The organism is Micromonospora sp. NPDC049903 (assembly GCF_044460945.1).
Classification (GTDB): Bacteria; Actinomycetota; Actinomycetes; order Mycobacteriales; family Micromonosporaceae; genus Micromonospora.
On sequence record NZ_JBITKL010000004.1, the window covers coordinates 20883 to 40056 of the forward strand.

General features: G+C 65.8%; 17 protein-coding genes and 1 tRNA gene. 14 read left to right on the forward strand and 4 right to left on the reverse strand.

Going from position 1 to position 19174, the window contains the following annotated elements; translation table 11 throughout:
- Nucleotides 1-780 precede the first annotated feature (780 nt).
- Nucleotides 781-2025: a hypothetical protein gene (locus tag ACIBO1_RS09745; RefSeq protein WP_396743405.1), complete on the forward strand. Its 1245-nt coding sequence runs from the start codon at nucleotides 781-783 to the stop codon at nucleotides 2023-2025.
- Between the two features lie 5 nt (nucleotides 2026-2030).
- Here the strand turns inward: ACIBO1_RS09745 and ACIBO1_RS09750 are convergent, their stop codons facing one another.
- Complete coding sequence (locus ACIBO1_RS09750) at nucleotides 2031-2672, reverse strand: HAD family hydrolase (protein ID WP_396743408.1); 642 nt, start codon at nucleotides 2670-2672, stop codon at nucleotides 2031-2033.
- A 303-nt stretch (nucleotides 2673-2975) separates the two neighbouring features.
- On the opposite strand from ACIBO1_RS09750, the gene fxlM reads away from it, so the two are divergent.
- The 9 genes from fxlM (at nucleotide 2976) to ACIBO1_RS09795 (ending at nucleotide 12954) form a co-directional block, all read left to right on the forward strand.
- Nucleotides 2976-4181, forward strand: coding sequence for a methyltransferase, FxLD system (gene fxlM, locus ACIBO1_RS09755; RefSeq protein WP_396743411.1), 1206 nt, complete (start codon nucleotides 2976-2978; stop codon nucleotides 4179-4181).
- A 60-nt stretch (nucleotides 4182-4241) separates the two neighbouring features.
- Nucleotides 4242-4442 (forward strand): FxLD family lanthipeptide, encoded by a 201-nt coding sequence (locus ACIBO1_RS09760; protein WP_396743414.1) that lies wholly within the window; start codon nucleotides 4242-4244, stop codon nucleotides 4440-4442.
- A gap of 92 nt (nucleotides 4443-4534) precedes the next feature.
- Nucleotides 4535-7579 carry a lantibiotic dehydratase gene (locus ACIBO1_RS09765; RefSeq protein WP_396743416.1) on the forward strand — a complete coding sequence of 1015 codons (3045 nt, stop codon included), beginning with the start codon at nucleotides 4535-4537 and terminating at the stop codon, nucleotides 7577-7579.
- Nucleotides 7567-8787, forward strand: a complete 1221-nt coding sequence (locus ACIBO1_RS09770; protein WP_396743419.1) for a lanthionine synthetase C family protein — start codon at nucleotides 7567-7569, stop codon at nucleotides 8785-8787. The genes ACIBO1_RS09765 and ACIBO1_RS09770 overlap by 13 nt, the downstream gene beginning before the upstream one ends.
- 65 nt (nucleotides 8788-8852) lie before the next feature.
- Nucleotides 8853-9698: a thiopeptide-type bacteriocin biosynthesis protein gene (locus ACIBO1_RS09775; protein ID WP_396743422.1), complete on the forward strand. Its 846-nt coding sequence runs from the start codon at nucleotides 8853-8855 to the stop codon at nucleotides 9696-9698.
- Between the two features lie 8 nt (nucleotides 9699-9706).
- Complete coding sequence (locus ACIBO1_RS09780; RefSeq protein WP_396743425.1) at nucleotides 9707-10789, forward strand: hypothetical protein; 1083 nt, start codon at nucleotides 9707-9709, stop codon at nucleotides 10787-10789.
- A gap of 149 nt (nucleotides 10790-10938) precedes the next feature.
- Nucleotides 10939-11484, forward strand: coding sequence for a DUF1990 family protein (locus ACIBO1_RS09785; protein ID WP_396743428.1), 546 nt, complete (start codon nucleotides 10939-10941; stop codon nucleotides 11482-11484).
- A gap of 366 nt (nucleotides 11485-11850) precedes the next feature.
- The gene (locus ACIBO1_RS09790; protein ID WP_396744142.1) at nucleotides 11851-12201 is read left to right on the forward strand and encodes an Lsr2 family protein; all 351 of its coding nucleotides are present in this window, start codon (nucleotides 11851-11853) and stop codon (nucleotides 12199-12201) included.
- Nucleotides 12202-12468: 267 nt separating this feature from the next.
- Entirely contained in the window at nucleotides 12469-12954 is a 486-nt protein-coding gene (locus ACIBO1_RS09795) for a hypothetical protein (RefSeq protein WP_396743431.1), read from the forward strand.
- A gap of 91 nt (nucleotides 12955-13045) precedes the next feature.
- On the opposite strand, the gene ACIBO1_RS09800 is transcribed toward ACIBO1_RS09795, so the two are convergent.
- Nucleotides 13046-14020, reverse strand: a complete 975-nt coding sequence (locus ACIBO1_RS09800; RefSeq protein ID WP_396743434.1) for a hypothetical protein — start codon at nucleotides 14018-14020, stop codon at nucleotides 13046-13048.
- Nucleotides 14021-14699: 679 nt separating this feature from the next.
- A complete protein-coding gene (locus tag ACIBO1_RS09805) occupies nucleotides 14700-15503 on the reverse strand; it encodes an inositol monophosphatase family protein (protein ID WP_396743437.1) in 804 nt (267 codons plus the stop codon).
- Nucleotides 15504-15600: 97 nt separating this feature from the next.
- On the opposite strand from ACIBO1_RS09805, the gene ACIBO1_RS09810 reads away from it, so the two are divergent.
- On the forward strand, nucleotides 15601-15972 hold the full coding sequence (locus ACIBO1_RS09810) for a hypothetical protein (RefSeq protein WP_396743440.1): 372 nt from the start codon (nucleotides 15601-15603) through the stop codon (nucleotides 15970-15972).
- Nucleotides 15973-16030: 58 nt separating this feature from the next.
- On the opposite strand, the gene ACIBO1_RS09815 is transcribed toward ACIBO1_RS09810, so the two are convergent.
- Nucleotides 16031-16156 (reverse strand) — tRNA-Ser (locus ACIBO1_RS09815).
- A gap of 318 nt (nucleotides 16157-16474) precedes the next feature.
- Between ACIBO1_RS09815 and ACIBO1_RS09820 the strand changes: the two genes are divergently transcribed.
- The 3 genes from ACIBO1_RS09820 to ACIBO1_RS09830 all read left to right on the forward strand — a co-directional run bounded on the left by ACIBO1_RS09820 (nucleotide 16475) and on the right by ACIBO1_RS09830 (nucleotide 19065).
- Nucleotides 16475-17254, forward strand: coding sequence for a hypothetical protein (locus tag ACIBO1_RS09820; RefSeq protein WP_396743443.1), 780 nt, complete (start codon nucleotides 16475-16477; stop codon nucleotides 17252-17254).
- Between the two features lie 298 nt (nucleotides 17255-17552).
- A complete protein-coding gene (locus tag ACIBO1_RS09825) occupies nucleotides 17553-18062 on the forward strand; it encodes a DUF4240 domain-containing protein (protein ID WP_396743446.1) in 510 nt (169 codons plus the stop codon).
- A 433-nt stretch (nucleotides 18063-18495) separates the two neighbouring features.
- On the forward strand, nucleotides 18496-19065 hold the full coding sequence (locus ACIBO1_RS09830; RefSeq protein ID WP_396743449.1) for a hypothetical protein: 570 nt from the start codon (nucleotides 18496-18498) through the stop codon (nucleotides 19063-19065).
- Nucleotides 19066-19174: the final 109 nt, after the last annotated feature.

The following is a 19174-nucleotide window of genomic DNA, read 5'->3' on the forward strand; positions in this document are numbered from 1 at the left end:
ACCTCACGGCGTTAACAGCCAAACAAACGCCTGCGGGGCCTCTCCCTCAGGACGCATCGCGACTGACGCAAAACCAACAATCACGCATGTCCGCAGATCGGGGAATTCCGCATTACGGTCCACATTGCGGTTCCGGTCACCAAGCACCCGAACCCTGAGCTGCTAAGACGTCAAGATCAGAGGGCGCGGTCGCGAGACCGCCAGTGTGCGTTACGGTCAGATGACATCCCGCAAGCGCGGGGTTCGGAGTTCACTGCCAGCACTCGAGCGCTCTTGAGAGCGGTCGACGCGGCCCGAACATCAACCCCGCGGCCTGCGTCTGCGATCACCAGCCACTGGACATCAAGCCTCGCGATACAGCTATCGCTGGTTACGCTGCCGGCCGCGATTCGAAGAACGTGATGGTGAAGTACTAGGTTTTCGGGAACAGCGTGTGGCCCCGTTTCAACCGGCTGAGTCCAGCAGTGACACCCTCGGCCCCAGCCCCTGGGAGGAGAGCAAAGCACCAGAGGTTAACCCACCGGAGCTTCAGGGGACCACCTGACCGAGCGCGTACGGCAACTATGGGCGTCCGGCCGACGTTCGTCGTTGCGCGAGATCCGGGCAACACGGAATAATTTATTAATAATAAGACGATGCTGCTTCGGCGGCGGGGACGTGCGGAGTAGCGCCAGGAGGTAGATCTCGATGCCAGCATCGGAGGCCAGCGCAAAGGAGCCGAATCTACGGCTGATGGAAGCCCGCCGTCGCCTCCCGTCACCGCGCTGGCCGAACTTGCGCATGAGTCGCTCCGACGTCGCCGACGGTGTTAACGCCAAGCTTCACGAGCTATATCCCAACCGCAAAGATCTGAAGTACCACACCGTCGACTTCCGGTGGGTCGGCAAACTTGAACGCGGCGACACGCACTGGACCAGTTGCGAACGCCGAGCAGCACTGCGCGCCTTCTTCGGAGTCACCACCGACGCAGAACTTGGCCTCTACCCCAACCGCCGCACCGAGTCCCGCACTAAAACGACCACCAACCTCGACCAGCCACGCACATACGAGCCGAGTCCGCTTCGCCCACCCGCCAGCGTCGACCTAGCCGTGATCCGTGCGTCCCTCGACACGTTCGACCTCCCGCCAGACGGCGTTATACGCTCCCCCGCCGAACTCAATGAGGCGGTTGCTGGCCTAATCCGCTTACGGCTACGATCGAACTACCAACGGCTCGCAATAGTCCTTCCCTCGCTGTTGGATGAGCTCCACCGTGCACAGATTGCGTGGACCGGCCAGCGGGGAAGCATCGCGACGCTCCTGCTCACGCAGGCATATCGTGCCGCCGATGCTCTGGCGGACAAGTTTGGCCATCACGATCTGTCGGCCCGAATCATCGCGATGATGACCGATGCCGCCCGACGTACCGGAGATGCGACCGTCCTCGCCACAGCGCACTATGTTCGCGGCGAGCTGTTTTTCGAGAACGGTCGCCCGGACCTCGGCCGCGCTGTCCTGGAGAAAGCTGCGGACGAAGTCAGCACCTGCACCGGCACGTTCGCTTGGGCGGCGTACGGCGCGCTGCACATGCGCGCCGCTGTCCTAGCTGGCATCGCTCAACAATCCGAACAGGCTAAGGACCACCTTCGCGAGGCTGGTGAGTACGCGCAACTTGTGTCCGACGGCGAATACCATGGCACCGCCTTCGGACCTTCGTCCGTCCGGATACACGAAGTGACGCTTGCGGTTGACTCCGACGACCCGGACGCGGCACTGCGCGCAGCGCGCGGCTGGATACCGCCCAACGACTTACCCGGCGAACGTCGCTCTCACTTCTACATAGACCTCGCGCGCGCCCACTCTCAGACCCGGTCGACCGAGCCGGCATGTGATGCGCTGTTTCAGGCCAAGTTGGCCGCCCCCGAACACGCACGAATCCACCCACAGGTACGCCAGGTCGTCAGCGATCTCCTACCCCGAGTCACAGCAGCCCACCCACTACATGACTACGTCAGATGGATGACCAGCACGGCTGCCACCGGTTAGATCAATCAGGTACGAAGCAACAGCGGCAACTCCATCAGCGAATCGAGCACCCACCTCGCGTTTTCGCGGACCGTAGGGTCGTTGGCCCACACGCGCCCCCACGGTCCTCGCTTGATCAAAGCTGCTCGGAGACCGGCCGCGCAGGCCGCCTTGATGTCATAGTCACGGTGGTCGCCAACATAGAGAATCTCCTCTGGGGCCCCCGGCGCGAACTCTTTTATCCGGGAAAAGAATGCCGCATCAGGTTTCGTGACGCCCCACTCAGCGGAGGTGGCGATCCCGTCCACCGGCAAGTGCAAGGCACGGAGTAGTTCGCCTGCTCGTGCGGTCTGGTTGCCGGCAATCCCCACCCACAGCCCGCTGTCCCGCAACTGCTTGAGGGTGGGCCGGACGTCTGGATACAGGTCTTCGTCTTCGATCCGTTCGCCCTGACCTGCCTCTTCGCGGCGTTGCCGCTCGATCGTGAGATCGATCCCCGGACGCACGTACTCGAACGCCTCGGCGTTGTTCCGTCCCTGAGCGACGACAATCCCTACCAGAGCCGACAGCGTGTGCCGCGGCACGCCGAGCCAGTCTGCCCAGGCGTGGAACTCGCGAGTGTCGTCCAGCAACGTCTCGCCAACGTCGAACACCACCGACTTGATCACGCACGTCTCCCTTCCGGCCTAGATCAGCAACAGTACGGCCGGGACAGAGAGGCGGACAGATGTGCCTCCCTGTCCAGTCACCCGCGCGTCCGGCCACCTGAACCCCGGCGGCCAGACCTCGTGACGGTGATCAGACCGCAACTTGGACCACAAAGTGGAATTCCCTGCGCCACCTACTTTCGATGAGTGTGTGGGGCGGGTTCAGGAACGCATCCGCCCTGCCACGAATCGTCGTGCTGGGGCCTCGGCATGCGGGGCTCTACAGGTTCATATCCGGGAACTATTCAGCTAGGGAGTCAGTCCGTGACGAGCGCAGGTCAGCAGGCTGTACAGGATCCGGCGGCGCTCCGAGCGGCGATGGTGTCCGAACTGTGTGAGGGCACCATCGCCTCGGAGGCGGTAGCGGCCGCGTTCCTGACGGTGCCTCGTCACGTGTTCGCGCCGGACGAGCCGCTGGCGGTGGTGTACGACGTGGACACGGCGCTGGTGACGAAGACCGGTCCGGACGGGAAGGCACTCAGTTCGGTGTCGGCGGCTCACATTCAGGCGGTGATGTTGGAGCAGGCCGGGATCGAGCCGGGGATGCGGGTGCTGGAGATCGGTTCGGGTGGCTACAACGCGGCCCTGCTCGCGGAGCTTGTCGGCGACGACGGTGCGGTGACGTCGGTGGACATCGACTCTGACATCGTGGCGCGGGCCCGTGCGTATCTCGACGAGGCCGGGTACGAGCGGGTGCAGGTGGTGCAGGCTGACGCCGAATACGGCGTGGCGGAGCATGCGCCGTACGACCGGATCATCGTCACGGTGGGGGCCTGGGACATCCCGCCGGCCTGGATCGAGCAGCTCACCGAGCGGGGCCGGATCGTCATGCCGCTGCGGTTCGCGGGCCTGTCCCGCTGCGTCGCGTTCGATCGGGCCGGAGCTGGTCTGGTCAGCCACAGTTACCGGCTCGGTGGCTTCGTGCCGATGCAGGGTGAGGGCACCTTCACCGAAACGCTGGTGTCGATCAACGGCGAGGCCGCGTTGCGGATCGACGGACCCGACCCCGGCTTCGACGTGCCGGCGCTGCGTAAGGCGATGCACGGGCCGAGAATTGAGCAGTGGTCTGGGGCGGCTTTCGATCTGCCCGACGAGTTGGAGCTGTTCGTGGTGACCAGCGCCCCCCAGGTGCCGTTCCTGCACGCCAGCCAGCAGCTCGTAGACCAGGGCGTGTTCACCCCGGCCGTCACGTACGGCACGGCCGTCCTGGTCGACGGGGGCAGCTTCGCCTACCGGACCAAACGCGAGAACGAGTGCACCGACGGCTGGGAGAGCGGCGTCTACGCCTACGGCCCGAACGCCGAGGAGATCGCCGACCGCTACGTCGCGCTGCTGCGCCGCTGGGCCACGCAGTACCGCCATCGCGGAGCCGCGCGCATCGAGTACATCCCCACCACCGCAGGCGACGCGCCGCCGGTCGGGTGGTACACGCCGAAGCGCCACGGCGTCGTCGCGGTCACCTGGCGCTGACAGCTACCGGTGCCCCCTGCCCTGGGGCGTCGGAGGATCACCCCTTCAAAGGAGGCTGCCATGACGATCACGACCGAGGAGCGGAGCACCACGGCGTCACCGCCGATGGACGGCAGGTCGGGCGAGTTCGGGCCGGACGACTGGGAGCTGGATGTCACGTTCATCGAGTCCGGCGAGAGCGTGGACAAGCTGATCTACATGACCAACGACGGCTGCGGTAAGACCTGCCAGTCGGCCTGCAGCACCAGCTGCCCGAAGTAGATCGAGGTTCGGACGAGCCTGGCCGTGTTGCCGCGCGGCCAGGCTCGGTCCCGTCCAGGGGAGGAACCGTGTATCGGCATGTGGACGCACTGGTGGTGCGGGCGGCGGTATGCACGCCGGACCGTCTGGCGCTGGGATGGCCAGACCTGACCGAGGCCGGGGTCGGCGCGGCAACGTGGCGGCCATGGTTACAGCAGGCGATGGCCGCGCGAGAGTTCGCAGCCGCCTTACAGCAGGCGAGCCCTGTGCTCGCCGATCGCGTCCGGGTGATCTGTGACCGGCAGCCGATGGATGATCGGGAGATCCGCAGAGTTGTGGTGTCGGTCCTGCGGTACCTGCTCCGGGCCAGTCACCGGGCGACCCCCTACGGCCTGTTCGCCGGCGTCGCCCCGGCCCACATCGGGGCACAGACTACGGTCCGAGTCGGTGAGGGACACCGGGCCGTGGTGCGGGTACGGGCACCGTGGCTGGCCAGCATGGTCGACCGCCTGGAAGCCGATCCGGCACTTCTGCCGAACCTGACGGTCCGCGCCAACGATCGACTGATCTTCCGCAGCGACGAAGTCGTGCTGGAGGATCGCGCTCACCCGACACCACGTTCGGCACCGACCCACGTGCACGTACGCGCCACAGCTGCGGTGTGCGCCGCACTCGCCGCAGCGAGACATCCGGTCCGGCTGGACGATCTGGCGAGTCAGCTCGCGGCCGACCACCGTGCCGCTGTCGGCACCGTGTTCGCGTTGTTGGTCAAGATGGTGTCGCAGCGCCTCCTGCTGACCAACCTGCGACCAGCGACCACGTCCACCGACCCGTTGTCCGTCGTAGTTTCGCGGCTCGAACAGGCCTTGGCCAGCGACGACCGGCACACCACCGAGAACACCCGTGCTCCGGCACGCGCAACGCTCGGCACGCTACGAACCCTGACCGGGCACCACGCGGCGTCCCTCAGCACCTCTGGACAGCAGCGCAGCGTACTCGCTGCGGCATTGGTTGCCCTACACCCCAATGACGAACCGCCCGTAGCCGTCGACCTGCGACTGGACGTCGAGCTGCGACTTCCCGAGACAGTCGCCGTCGAGGCCGCACAGGCAGCCGCCGTACTCGTGCGGCTGGCCCCGGCTGGCCATGCCGGATGGCAGGCGTGGCACCACCGCTTCCTGGAGCGGTACGGGCCGCACGCGCTGGTGCCGCTATGTGAAGTGGTAGACGCCGATGTCGGCCTCGGCTACCCCAGCGGGTACCGCGGTGCCCTGCCCACCGCACCCGCCCCCGTCACGCAGCGGGACCGGAAGCTGCTGGCCTTAGCCCAGAAGGCGGCACTGCGGCGCCAGCACGAGGTCGTCCTCGACGACGCCACGATTCGCGACCTCGCTGGGGAGGTGTCAATCGCGCAGGCACAGCCCACTACAGAGTTGACCGTCACTATTCACGCCCGCAGCCGCCACGACCTCGATCGGGGGCTCTTCCGGCTTCAGGTCGTCGGCGTGTCCCGTAACGCCGGCACCACCACCGGCCGATTCCTCGACCTGCTCGATCCCGTCGACCGTGACCGCATCGTCCACCAGTACGCGGCTCTGCCCACCACTACGAGCGGTGCGCTGCGCGCGCAGGTGTCGGCGGTGACGCCGTACACGGTCACCGAAGACGTGGCACGCGCCCCACAGGTGATTCCGCATCTCATCTCGCTCGGCGAGTACCACGACAACACGCCCGGTCGAATGGACCTCGACGACATCGCCGTCACCGCCGACGTCGACCGCGTGTACCTCGTTTCCATCTCGCGCCGTTGCCCGGTGGAGCCGATCATGTTCAACGCCGTCGAACAGGTGCACTACACCCTGCCGCTCGTGCGGTTCCTCACCGAAGCCTCCACCGCTTTCACCACGCCGTGTAGCGCGGTCGATTGGGGCGCCGCGAGCGGATTGCCGTTCCTGCCTGCTCTGCGCTACCGGCGGACCGTCCTGTCCCCGGCACGCTGGCTGCTACCAGCCATCGACCTGCCCTCCCCGGTGGCGAGCTGGCCGCAGTGGGTCGGCGTCCTGGCCTCGTGGCGGAACGCGGTCGCGTGTCCCCAGCGGGTGTATCTCGGTGAGGGTGACCAGCGCATCGTCCTGGACCTTGACGAACTCGCACACCTCGCGGTGCTGCGCGATCACCTCGGCCGTACCGATATGGCGGTGCTCCACGCCGCACCAGTGGCGGACGCCGCCGGGTGGATCGACGGGCGCGCACACGAAGTCGTCATTCCCCTGGCAGCGACGACCGATCCAGTGCCTCCGCCGCAGCGCCTCACCACCGCACCGGTGGTCGATGTCCGCGCGCACGGTCACCTGCCGGGGGCGGGCGACCGCCTCTACGTCAAGCTGTACGGCCATCCCGACCGGCACACCACGATCCTGACCCGACACCTGCCGTCCCTGCTCGAACGACTGAGCCCGGACATGCGCTTCTGGTTCCTTCGCTACAACGACCCCGACCCCCACCTTCGGCTCCGTTTAACCGGCGGCGCCTACGAGACGACGGCCATCGGTGCGTGGGCGCGACAGCTGCGCCATGGTGGCCTGATCGCCCGGATGCAGGTCGACACCGATTACCCGGAGCCAGCGCGCTTCGGCGGCCCTGCCGCGATCGCGACGCTGGAGGAGGTCTTCGACGCCGACTCGGCAACGGCACTTCAGCAGCTCGCCTTCGCCGCACGAAAGCAGACACCCGATGTTCGTGCGGTGACTGCGGTCAGCATGCTGCACATCACCACCGCACTCATCGGCGACGTGGCCGAAGGCAGGCGATGGCTGATCGCGCACACCCGACCACACCGACCGGCCCCACCCCGCGACATTTACAACGGCACAGTCCGGCTGGCTGACCCGGACCAGTCCGGGCTGATGTCACTGCCCGACGGACAAGAACTCCTCGCTGCCTGGCTGCGGCGCGACCAGGTCCTGCGGACCTACCGCGACGTCCTGCACACCGCCCAGGTCACCGCCGACAGTGTGCTGCCCGATCTGCTGCATCTGCATCACACGCGGATGATCGGCCCGGACCCGGACAGCGAGCGCGCCTGCCTCCATCTCGCTCGCGCCGCCGCGCTGAGCTGGACCACCCGAGCACGCGGGGAGCACCGATGTTCGGTGTGAACAGGACTGCGCTCACGGCAGCCACCACCATCGCTGACGCGCTCGCCGACCCACAGATCTTGCGACACGAGCCCTTGAGCGGCCGAGCCCGACCGCAGTCTCTCGCCGGTGGCGCGGTCGGCATCGCGCTGCTACACATCGAGCGTGCCCGCACCGGACACGGCGACGAGGCCCGCGTCCACGCCTGGCTGACGCACGCCGCGTCCGAGCCGATCAGCGCAGGCCCCAATGCGAACCTGTTCCACGGCGCGCCCGCTCTCGGCTTCGCCCTGCACACCGCCGCGATGCCCCGGTACCGGCGCGCACTCGCGGCACTCGATGACAAGACGACCACGCTCACCCGCACGCGCCTGGCCACCGCCCATGCCCGCATCGGCCGAGGCGACCGGCTACAGATGCGGGAGTTCGACCTGATCCACGGCCTGACCGGACTCGGCGTCTACCACCTACACCGCCACCCCACACACCCCATCACCGGCGAGGTCATCTCCTACCTGACCCGTCTCACCCAATCCCCCGGCGGGACCGATGATCTGCCACCGTGGTGGATGCCGGTCGGCCTATCCGGCGAACCTGACTCCGACTTCCCGCTCGGACACGGCAACCTCGGAATTGCCCACGGCATCAGCGCGGTCCTGGCGCTGCTGTCCCTCGCGATCCTTCACGACATCCCGACGGCCAGTCTGCAGGACGCGGTCGCTCGCCTCTGCGGATGGACCGACCAATGGCGTACAGATGAACCTGCCGGCACCTGGTGGCCCGGCTACCTCACCATCGAACAAGCCCGAAGCCTCGCACCGCCGCACCGCCCCCGACCGTCCTGGTGTTACGGCATCAGCGGCACCGCACGTGCCCAGCAGCTCGCCGGCCTCGCTCTCGGCGACACCGCCCGACAACACGCAGCCGAGGCAGCGATCCTCGCCACGCTACGCAACCCAGCACAGCTCGCCCTGCTACCCGGAATCGGGTTGTGCCACGGACAAGCGGGCCTACTCCAATCCGCCCTCCGCACAGCCGTCGACGCCCGCAACACCGCTATCGCCGCCGAACTACCCGACGTCGCAACCCACCTCAGCGCCCAACTGGCGCAGCCCATCACCGACCCCGAGCTCATGGACGGTGCTGCGGGCGCCGCGCTCGCGTTACACGCCTTCGGCACCGGCGCCACCCCCGTCTCTCCCTGGGACGCCGTCCTCCTGCTGGGCTAACCACCACCCCGCCCGATGCATCCGATCCGCGATGTCGCCGACCTCATCCCTTGCAGAGAGGGCCTATGAACTCCACACGCTGGATGCACGTCACCGTTCAATTCCGGGATCAACCCTCTGCCGAGGACATCGCCGTCACCCGCGTGGCACCCCTATTCACTGCCGCTGAGGCCGACAGGCTCATCTCGGGCTGGTTCTTCATCCGCAAAGCAATCCAGTGGCGATTCCGTTACCTCCCCACAGACCAGAACGCCGACGCACGGGCGTACCTACTCGGTCACCTGTACGCACTCAGACGCACCGGACACCTCGCCTGGGCGACGCAGAGCATCTACGAACCCGAACTCCGTGCCTTCGGCGGAGACGAGGCGATGGAGGTCGCACACCGGCTCTGGCACGCCGACAGCCGCCACGTACTCACCTACCTCGCCGCCACCGCCGAGTACCCCACGACTCGACGCCGACGAGAGATGGCGATCCTGCTGGCCAGTGCGATGCTGCGTGCCGCCGGTCTGGACTGGTACGAGCAAGGCGATGTCTGGTCAAAGGTGGCCCACCATCGGACACCACCCGACGGTCTCGACGCCGACACCGCAGCAACCCTCCAAGCGTCACTCCGCCAGCTCATGAGCACTGACGCAGACAGCTTCACGGTGCCCGGCAAGCCCTCTACGACTGCCTCGAACTGGACCACGTCATTCGCCACTTCCGGCCTCGACCTGGCCCGTCTCACCTCGTCCGGACACCTGCGACGCGGACTCCGCGGCGTCCTGGCACACCACATCATCTTCGCGATGAACCGCCTCGGCCTGCACGCCACCACTCAGGCCGTTCTCTCCACACACGCCGCCACCGTGGTCTTCGGCCCCGACCCGACACTCGACGCTCGCGCACCCAGCGGTTCGGCATGAGACCAGACGTGGCCCGCAGATTCCCGCTAGTCGCCAGACAGCGCCCCATCTGCACGCCGCTCGACCAGCGTGTGATCGACCTTCAGCAACGCGCGCACGTCGCCCGGGCACAGCGCGATACGGCAGCAGCGACCGCAGTCTTCAATCTGGCCGCCCTCCTGGCATCCGACTGCGGCATACCCGACCTGGCACGAACCTGGTGTCACCGGCTCGCGGCGGTCGCGCTGGCCAACGACCACGAGCCTCAGCACGCTCTCGAGCCCCTCGTCAACCTCGCCCGTCTCCACATCCGGGCAGGCAACGGCCCTGCCGCCTGGACGCTCTTGGAAGAGCTCTTCCAGGCCATCGACATCCGCACCGACACCACGATCGACGGCATCACCGTCCCCGCAGCCCGGCTCACCAACACGCCCACCGCCCACTCCGCTACCCGACGGTGGCTGTGGACCGTCCTGCTCGGCACCGGTGCCCACGCCCTCGCCACCGCCGGCCGATGGGACGAAGCAAGCCGACGCCTCAGCCAGTACAAGGGAATCGGCACACGCATGCTCGACGGCCGACAGGTGAAAGTGATCGCCCACGCCATGGCCGGCCGCCACCAGCAGGCACGCGCGATGCTCAGCGCAACCCAACCCAGCGAGCCATGGGAAGACGCCGTCACCACCTGCCTGTCCCTACACCTACCGCCAGTCGGCCCAGCCGACGTGATAACCGCCGCGCTGAACGCCTACCAGGCGCTCGATCACGTCAAACCCGAGCTCACCGTGTTCCACCTCCGGCTCGGTCTCTCCGTCATCGACGCACTACGCCACGATCACCCTGCCCGGAAGGAAGTCGCCGCGAACCTGGTCCACCAGGCTGCAGTCGACGGCTACGCCGCCCGCGATTTCCTGGCCCACCCCGAGCACTCCGACATCGCCACCACTCGACAGATCCAGCAACTGACCGACCTGGTATCCGCCTGCGGCCTCGCACTCGGAAGTATGCCCTCAGCCCACCTCGTCACTCTCAACAGCGCCCTCGACATAGCCGAATCGGCCATCGCGCGTCAGGGTGAGAGCCGGGTTATGGGCCCCGACAGCGCCAGGTGACGTTGCCTAGATATTGCGCAGTGGCAGGCACTAATCGGCGACAGCCTCGGCCGCTGATGGTTCGTGCGCACCGCGCTGGCGGGCTTATGCGGCCTCACCCGCACCGTCCCGTCAGCGCCGGCGATCCCGGGACTCGTTAACATGATCGGGTGCGGCGCGACCTGACGAGAGTCATCTCCGAATTGAACGCTGCGTCTCTCACGTATCAAGAAGTCGGGGCTACGCAGGCTGAGTCGATGCCCCAGGGCTACGGCCATGTGCACCGAGATGTCAGCCTGGGCAGCGGACGCGAGGCCTTTGAACGAGCAACTGCCGCCTTGTTCGGCTGGCGGATGCACGAAGAGGCTGGTCTCACTGTCGTGCACTCCGGCGGAAAGCCTGCAGCGGGGATCATCGTGGTCCTGCGGGCCGGCTGGCCCCTTCTGGAGCTCAACATCCCGTGCCGAGTCGTGTACACGGTCGATGAAGCCGATCGCCGTGGATTCGCCTACGGAACCCTGCCCGGCCATCCGGAACGCGGCGAAGAAGCATTCGTGATCGCTATGACCGAAACAGGCGACGTGCGGATCCAGGTCCGAGCGTTCAGCCGTCCCGCCTCGCTCGTGGCACGGGCAGGCGGACCACTCACCCGATTGGTCCAGCAGTACGCGACCGACCGTTACGTCACCGCACTCCGACGCCTTGCCCACGGGTAGAGCGCTCTTCACTGATCGCCTCAGCGCACTTTTCTCTGCAGAATCCTTGCGTCGAGGGATGTCCAGGCTCCACAACAGGCTGGCACCGACTCACATGGCATGCAAACAGATGGATAAATGGGAGCGACCCGCGACATCGAATACGGGTCAGCAGTTCCGCCGCTACTCGCCGCCTGGGGCAACAACGCAGCGTCGCCATTCCCCTACCCGAAGGCAGCATCTAAGGAACCTGGCGAACGTTTCTCAGAATTCTGTGATGGTCAATACGGGACGGCGGCTCCATCTCGTTGACGCGGCGAGTGCCACACAGGTTACTGTGTCGGAGCGTTCGTAGGATCATACTGCTCGAAAGGAATGTGCCGCACCGTGGCGAAGCAAATCATTCAGAAGCTGATCGATGACCTGGACGGCGGCGACGCCGTCGAGACCGTCAAGTTCGCTCTCGACGGCGTGCAGTACGAGATCGACCTGTCGAGCGGCAACGCCGACAAGCTGCGCGAACTGTTCGCCCCCTACGTCACCCACGGCACGAAGGTCGGCCGAGGCGGAGTGGTCGTCGGTGGCCGCGCCGCCCGCGGCCACGGCACCACCAGCACCGATCGCGAGCAGAACAAAGCGATCCGGGCATGGGCCAAGAAGGCCGGCAAGGACATCTCCGACCGCGGACGGATCCCGCAGGAGATCGTGGACGAGTACCACGCGAAGGCCGGCAGGTAGATCGCCCACACACCTGCCCTCTGCTGCCTTGACCACACCGCCGTCGTGGCCAGGTAACGGCGGCGCCGATCCGGGGTCACCCGACGCCCGAGACGTGCGGGATGCTCGTGCAAGAATCGCTGACCCGTCCGGTCGCCGATCCTCCCATCGGTGCCGGATGGCCAGCGGTGCCGCTCTCACGGTCCGCTGCCCTGACCGGGGTCCGAATGTCTACGGTGGGGGTGGCATGGGCTGCTGCTGCGTGGCGGGCCTGGCGACGGACAGATCGTGACTGGAGGCGGGCCGGCGCATGGGGCGGAGGTCTTCTCGCTGGTGCGCTGCTGCTTCGCTTTCCAGTGGCAAGCGGGAACCCTCATCTGGGCACTGGACGCAGCGTACTGTCACCGCCGCCCAGGTCCAGAGGCCGACACCTTCCGCGGCTTGCACGCTCGGCTGACCGGCCTGTGGCTCGATGTCGCCGACCGGCTGCAGGCCGATGTCGGGCGGATTCTGGACGAGTGGTCATCCGAGCAGGTGTGGCACCTCGACATCCACGATCGCTCTCACCCTGCCGGTGATTGGCCGGCAGAACTCGGCTGGTGGACCTACCTCGGCACCAACCGTCACCTGTCGCTGGCACCGCTGACCGAGATCACCGCCCAGGCACGACGGCTTCCCAACGGCGCTCTCCTCGTCGAACTCCTCACCGACCCGGCAGCCGTCGACCCACTCCGCTACCAGGACATCCACACCCGCTGGCTCCAAGCGCCATAAGCCCTACCGACCACACTCTTCTGCACCGCTGTGAGCTCCAGAGCCCCGAGCGCGGGCTGCGGCAGATCAGGAGTTTCGATCTTGAAGGCGATTATCCGCTGAGCCGCCGGCACATATCCCGGCTATGGGGTAATCCGGCCTGCTTGAAGACCAGCGCGCAGCTCCCGTTCATCGGATCCCAGAGCTGCTCGTTTGCCACCAGCGCCCGAAGCAGCGCACGCTGCGGTTCGGTCAGCGGACGGCGCTTGCCGTACGGCTTGGGGAAAGCAAAGCGCACCAACGCGCCCCAGCCATAGTCGAAGCCAGCCCAACTGTCCCGACTGACCACTCGGCAAGCAGCCGTGGCGATCACGTGGAAATCGGTGGCGACGCGGATCGCCGCCGCGACGAGCTCGAATTGGTGCACCCCCGGAGGCGGCGCCGTCGCCAGCGCCGTCAAAATCAGCTCGCGGCTCCGCGGATCGTCCTCGTGGCCCAGCGCGGCCCGAAACCGAACCGCCGGGTCCGCATCAGTGCGTAGGTCGCGGTTGTCGACACCAAGCTGGCTGAGGCAGCGAATCCACTCCGCCTTCGACCCGGCGCCCCGTTCAGACCACTCCAGGACGAGAACCGCCAGTTCTTCCCGCCGGTCTGCCAGGGATGGCACCCGCGCCATCGCCACGAGATTCTCGGCGCGGAACAGGGCCCGGTCCGGCGGGGACGCCGCGAGCAGCGGCAACACCACCGGGTACGCCTGCGTCACCGCGTCGGCGAGGTCGGGCAATATCTCGGCGAAGTAGCGATCGTCAGCGAGATCGCTCACGCTCAGAGCGGCGTCACCGAGGAACTCCAGGAGCGCTTCGACGGTGTCCGGGTGGGCCCGCTCGTCGGCGAGCAGTGCGGTCACGGCCCTGACCGCCGGCGCGGTCGCCGTATCAGGGAACCCCTGATGCAGCACCGCGATGTCAAGGTGGTCCAGCGCGGCGGCGCGGGCCTCGACATCACCGGACACCAGCGCCTCCACATGCGTCGGCGTGTCGGTCGCCCAGCCATACGCATGCCGGAGTCGATCCCAGTCAACCGTCATCACGACATCGTCCACAGTCCGCGAGCCAGCGGGAAGTGGACTCCTCGTCCTCGCCAAATGCCCGCAGTACCGGCAGGCACCGTCGGGAGGTAACCAACGGTCACCACCTTCACCCCGGCGGCATCTGCGGTAACCGACATGTCCGCTTAGCTCCACCGTAACGACGTGGATTGTTCTCGGCAGTTCGGGACGTCGGCCGAACTGACGTCCAGCCACCCAGTGTGACGACAACGCCCGCGCCCGATCGGCGGCAGATGAGCGTGGCGAAGTGGATGGCCGCAATTCATGTGCAGTCAGGTGACGGGATTGCTATCTTGCCGCCGGTGGCGAGGCGAAGGTACGTGGCGAGGGGCGTTGATGGCGGATACCGGATCTGGGATAACCGGGCTCGCCGATGGTGGGGCGACCTGTATGAGCTCTGCCCAGACGAGTTGCTCAATGAGCTGAACGGCGCCCGTGACCACGCCAAGATCACGGCGCTGCTCCGGACGTACCGAGCACAGAAGCGGTAACGCAGCACAGCAGGCCGCCGCGTCCGGTGCGGCATGAGCTGTATCGCCACCGCCCCTATTACAGGCGGTCTCGGGCATTCGTTGGTCCTCGTCGCCGGCGGCGGTAGACACGGCTACGAGTGCAAGATCCATGCTCGGGCGCGCTTCGGGAAACGAGGGGCGCAGCGTCAGCTCGCTTTGATGACTGCTTCGAGGTGGGGCTCGACGAGGGCCACTACTGCGTGGTGTGTGGCCGCGTCGGCCGAGACTATGAGGCCACGTCCGGTGTTCAGCGGGTTTCCCGCCAGGTCGCTGATCGTGCAGCCTCCCGCCTTGGCGATGGCGATTCCGGCCGCGAAGTGGAGGTTCTCGCGGAAGGTGCCGTCGGAAACGTATACCGCTCGTCGGCCGGCTGCTACCCAGGCCACGCCCAACGTGGAGGAGATGACGCGGGGTCCGTAAGCACCGCGCACCTGAGGATCATGTACGAGTTGTCCGCCGACGAACGGCCGATCGAGAGGGCCGTCGCAGTTGATCTCGATGAGGCCGGAGACCCCAGACGGAGCCAGCGGATGGTCCTTGCCGTCGGCGCGCAGATAGGCAGCTGACCCGTCGGTCCAGAAGACCTCGCCGGCGATCGGGTCGGCGCAGGCGGCGGCACAGCCCGTCCCGTCTTGGAGTAGCGCGACGTTGACCGCGACCAGAGGTGTGGTGGCAGCGAAGTTCACCGTGCCGCAGAGCGGGTCGATGAGCCAGCGTCGTCTCGCTGCCGCGGAGCGAGAACTCCCGGTCTCCTCGCCTATGCATGAGTCGGCGGGACGATGACGCGTCAGGACCCTCACGATCGCGGCCTCCGCCTCTAGGTCCGTGTCGGTCGCGAAGTCAGTCGCAGACTTCGCGAAGCGAACATGGTCCGCACCGTAGTCCCGAACAACCACCTCGGCCCCCGCGAGAGCTGCCGCAATGGCAACCTCAGCATCCGTCAGGATCATGAGGCGACCCTAGCCATACGACCTACGTGCCCGCACCGCCCCATGAACAGGGCCCGACTCGCGGCAGATCAGGACGCCAGCTGCGATCATCGGACGGATGGAGGTACGTGTCGTCGCAGTGCGCCCCGGTACACCCACTATGGTCGAAGCCGTGTTGGCCGGCGTTCGGCTGGAGGCCGAATGGGTTGGACAGCCCGCCCAGCCCGGCGAGCTCGTCGATGTCGAACTCGACATCGATGACATGCTCAAATGGGGCGACACGATCGCAATGGCCGGCGCCGAATCGACGCTGCACGAAGGCCCCCGACTCCGCGGAACCGTCGAAGACCACGAGCAACAGATCCTGACCATACGGATCATCGACGGACTGTTGCAGGTCGAGCTCAGCAACGGCCCAGTCGACATCCCGCCCGGCACGGCTGTTGCCGTCGTTGTCGAGCATCTCAAGCTGTATACCACCGGCATATGAGCACTGAGGAGCTCACCGATCTTGACGGCCGCGCGGACCGCGGCATGACAGTGCGTTGCGGGCCGGAGGGGATTTGAACCCCTGGTGGGGCATGGCACGCCAGTGGCCCCACGCGCTTCAAACCGCCGTGCCTACCGGCTGTCGGCTCATCGGCGCTGCAATAACCCGGCTCTGCCACCGGCCCGCCGCAGTATCGCCGGAACCGGCCCCACCCGGCATCCGGTTTACTGCGGCGCTACGAGCGTTGTCGGCGGCAGATCAGTGCGAACAACGAACGTTCTAGCGAACGGCTGTGCTTGAGAGTTCCCCGCGAACTACGACCACCGCCGAGCCCGGCACGACTACCAACTCACCCAGCGGCTCGACCGTAGCTTCGACTGCCACAGGGAGGTCGATCAGCAGGAGCTGGACGCGCTCGTCTATCACAAACCCGACACTGCTATATGTTCAGTGGGATAACTCTAGCTGGCGCAGGCCGCCGCCCACCTCGATAATCAAGGCCGTGTCTACTGCAGTCGCCGTTTCCGCCCTTGTCGCTCTGGCCTGCGCCATGATCGCCGGTGCGGTCGCACTCTACGGTAAGCACGTCGATCGGCGCGTTGCTCTTGACAGTCGACACGCTCAAGCACGAGAGTCGGCGTACGATTCGATCTTGACGGCTGGTGACGTAGCCTGGAATTTCATCGTCCGCAACTATGTGAGCGAGGTTGATGAGGACGAATCGCTGCCAGAGGACGAAAAGGAGGCGGGAGCTCAACGGTGCCACGCTCTTCTCGTTCAGGGTATCGATCAGCTGGAGGCGCATGCGGCCGACATGAACACCATTCGGCCAGTGCTGCAGACGTTCTACCAGACGATCTTCGCCAATCATGACGGCTCAGCCGCAGCGTACGAGCAAGTACGTGCGACAGTGGTGGATTGCCGACGCCGCGACAGTGGGCTCAAGCAGCTCCTTAAGGAGAGGCCAAGCAGCGGCTGGCGACAGCTGATACCGACTAGGACCGTCCGGGAATGGCGTAAGCGGCTCCGATCGCAGCTTGAACAGCCGCCCTTGTACCGGGGCATTGAAGTAGACCAGATCATCAGAACCGTTGACGGCGTTACGGTGGTATCGGTCGCGGACGGCGGAAACTTTGCAGCAATTCTTGACGAGCAATGGGCCTGGGCTAGCGAGATGCGGGCCAGCGTGGCAATAACCGAAGCAAGGATCGCTCACTGGCGCCAAAAAGGCACGTGGCCGCTCCCCGAAGCGCCAAGCATCAGCCAGGTTGACCGACCTTGACCTTGGGCCACCTCCCGAATCGGCGCTTGGATGCGCGAAGCGCGGCAATCCGCCTACCGTGCCGCGCATAGGCTGCACCGGTGTCGGATGTCGGCGGAGTCTCGTCAGCGCCCGGTAGCACAAGACGCGGCGGCGACGCACGCGGAACGCGGCAGATGTGCGCACCTGACCACGTCGAGGGATGGGCGTCGCCCGTGGCCCAATGCGACGAGCCGTAGCCGCTACGGGACCTCAGTTGACCTGCTTCTTCTATCGAGCCTGGAAGAAGTATGTGACCCGCTTCTGAGAGGATCTCGCGATGGAGCGGGAAGAGTTCTGGCGTTTGGTCGAGTCCATGGGGCCGCAGCCGGACGACGATGGCTTCGACAGTCTGGCCGCCGAGTTGGCAACGCTGTCGGTGCCGGACATCCAGGCGTTCGAGGATCATCTGGCCGCCCTGCTGCACGGCCTGGACACACACGCTCACGCCCGTGCCGCCCGAGCCAGGGGCGACTGGTTCCTCTACGTCCGCTGCGCCGCAGTCGTCTCCGGGCGAGCGGCCTACGAAGAAGTGCTCGCCGATCCGCACAAGCCTCGGCGTTTCGCACGGCGCGAGGCAGAACCACTTCTCTTCGTCGCGTCCCATGCGTACGAGCGCAGCACCGGCTTGCCATGGCGTCATGAGTCACCGGTCAGCTACGAGTCCGGAAGCAACCTCACCGGCTGGAGTGGCGACGACACTTCCGGCCGGCTCCCACTCTGGCTAAGGATGATCATTGCCATCACCCGCCCATTGCGCCGCAGCACTCAGCCGCCTGGCCACGATTGACTATGGCAACGAGGAAGCGCGCACGTCACGCGGCATGAGCGGATACACAATCAGCGCGCACCAGACCCGGTTCGTTATGGTCGAGCGCCACCAAACACAGTGCCACCTTGCAAAATCGGTTTGCTCCGAACCTCCGGCACGCTCCTCCACTGGCGTAGCGCACAGGGCAACAAAGGCCGCCGAGAAGGCGAAAAGATTTGACAATCTACCGAAAGTAGTGCACGGAAAACGGTGGCCGCTCCCGCCGATGATCAACGGAGGGCCCGGGTGCGACGGCTCGGTCCAGCTGCAGCGCGAGAGTTCGAGCAACTGTCACAATCTTGACAGAGTTCACTGAGACGGAATTCGCGTTACTATAATTTCACGACCCTGGTACCCCAAGGCCACGGAATCCGCATGTTCGATGCCACGACTCTAAACGGAGCGACCGGAATTGGCGACGACAGAGGCGCAGAACGCAGTCGCGCGAGCCCCAGAGGGCGGCAAGGGTCAGATAAAGGCAGCTGTTATCGCGGCCATCGGCACAGTTCTGGCTTCGGTAGTTACTGCCAGCGCAGGGTTGCTGGGAGGCTGGCTAGACTGGACAGGTCCTGGATCCACCTCGAGGCAGTCCGAGATTCCAGACCGAATCGTTACACCTGTTGATGGTGAGGCCGTTGCAAAATGCACGCCGGTTAGAGGGATTGCGCCACTAGGTGACAAAGCATCGACTCTCTGGCTGGTCGTTCACCCTTTGTCGGAAGACAGAAACTACTACCTTAGCCGGAGAATCACGCTCCTCGACAGCGAGGCACCTGCTTGGGATCTTGGAAGCATTGTAATCGGAGGGGACTCTCCGGCGGGGGAGTCAAGTAAGTTTGAGCTTATACTGATTCGCGCCGAGCGGGACCTCGGTGAATATCTTTCCGGGTTCGCTGGAAAGCCATTGGGTGTAATACTTCCACCTGATGCTGAAGAAGTTCATAAGATTATTGTCGTTCGGAATGAACTTAGCGGTTGCTGAATTCCGGGGCGGCGGGGATTGCAGCGCCCATTCGCTCTGTTTGATCGATATTACTCTCATCGGCATGAGAGTGCGCCCCTGAATCATGCCTGGAGGGACTTCAGGCTGT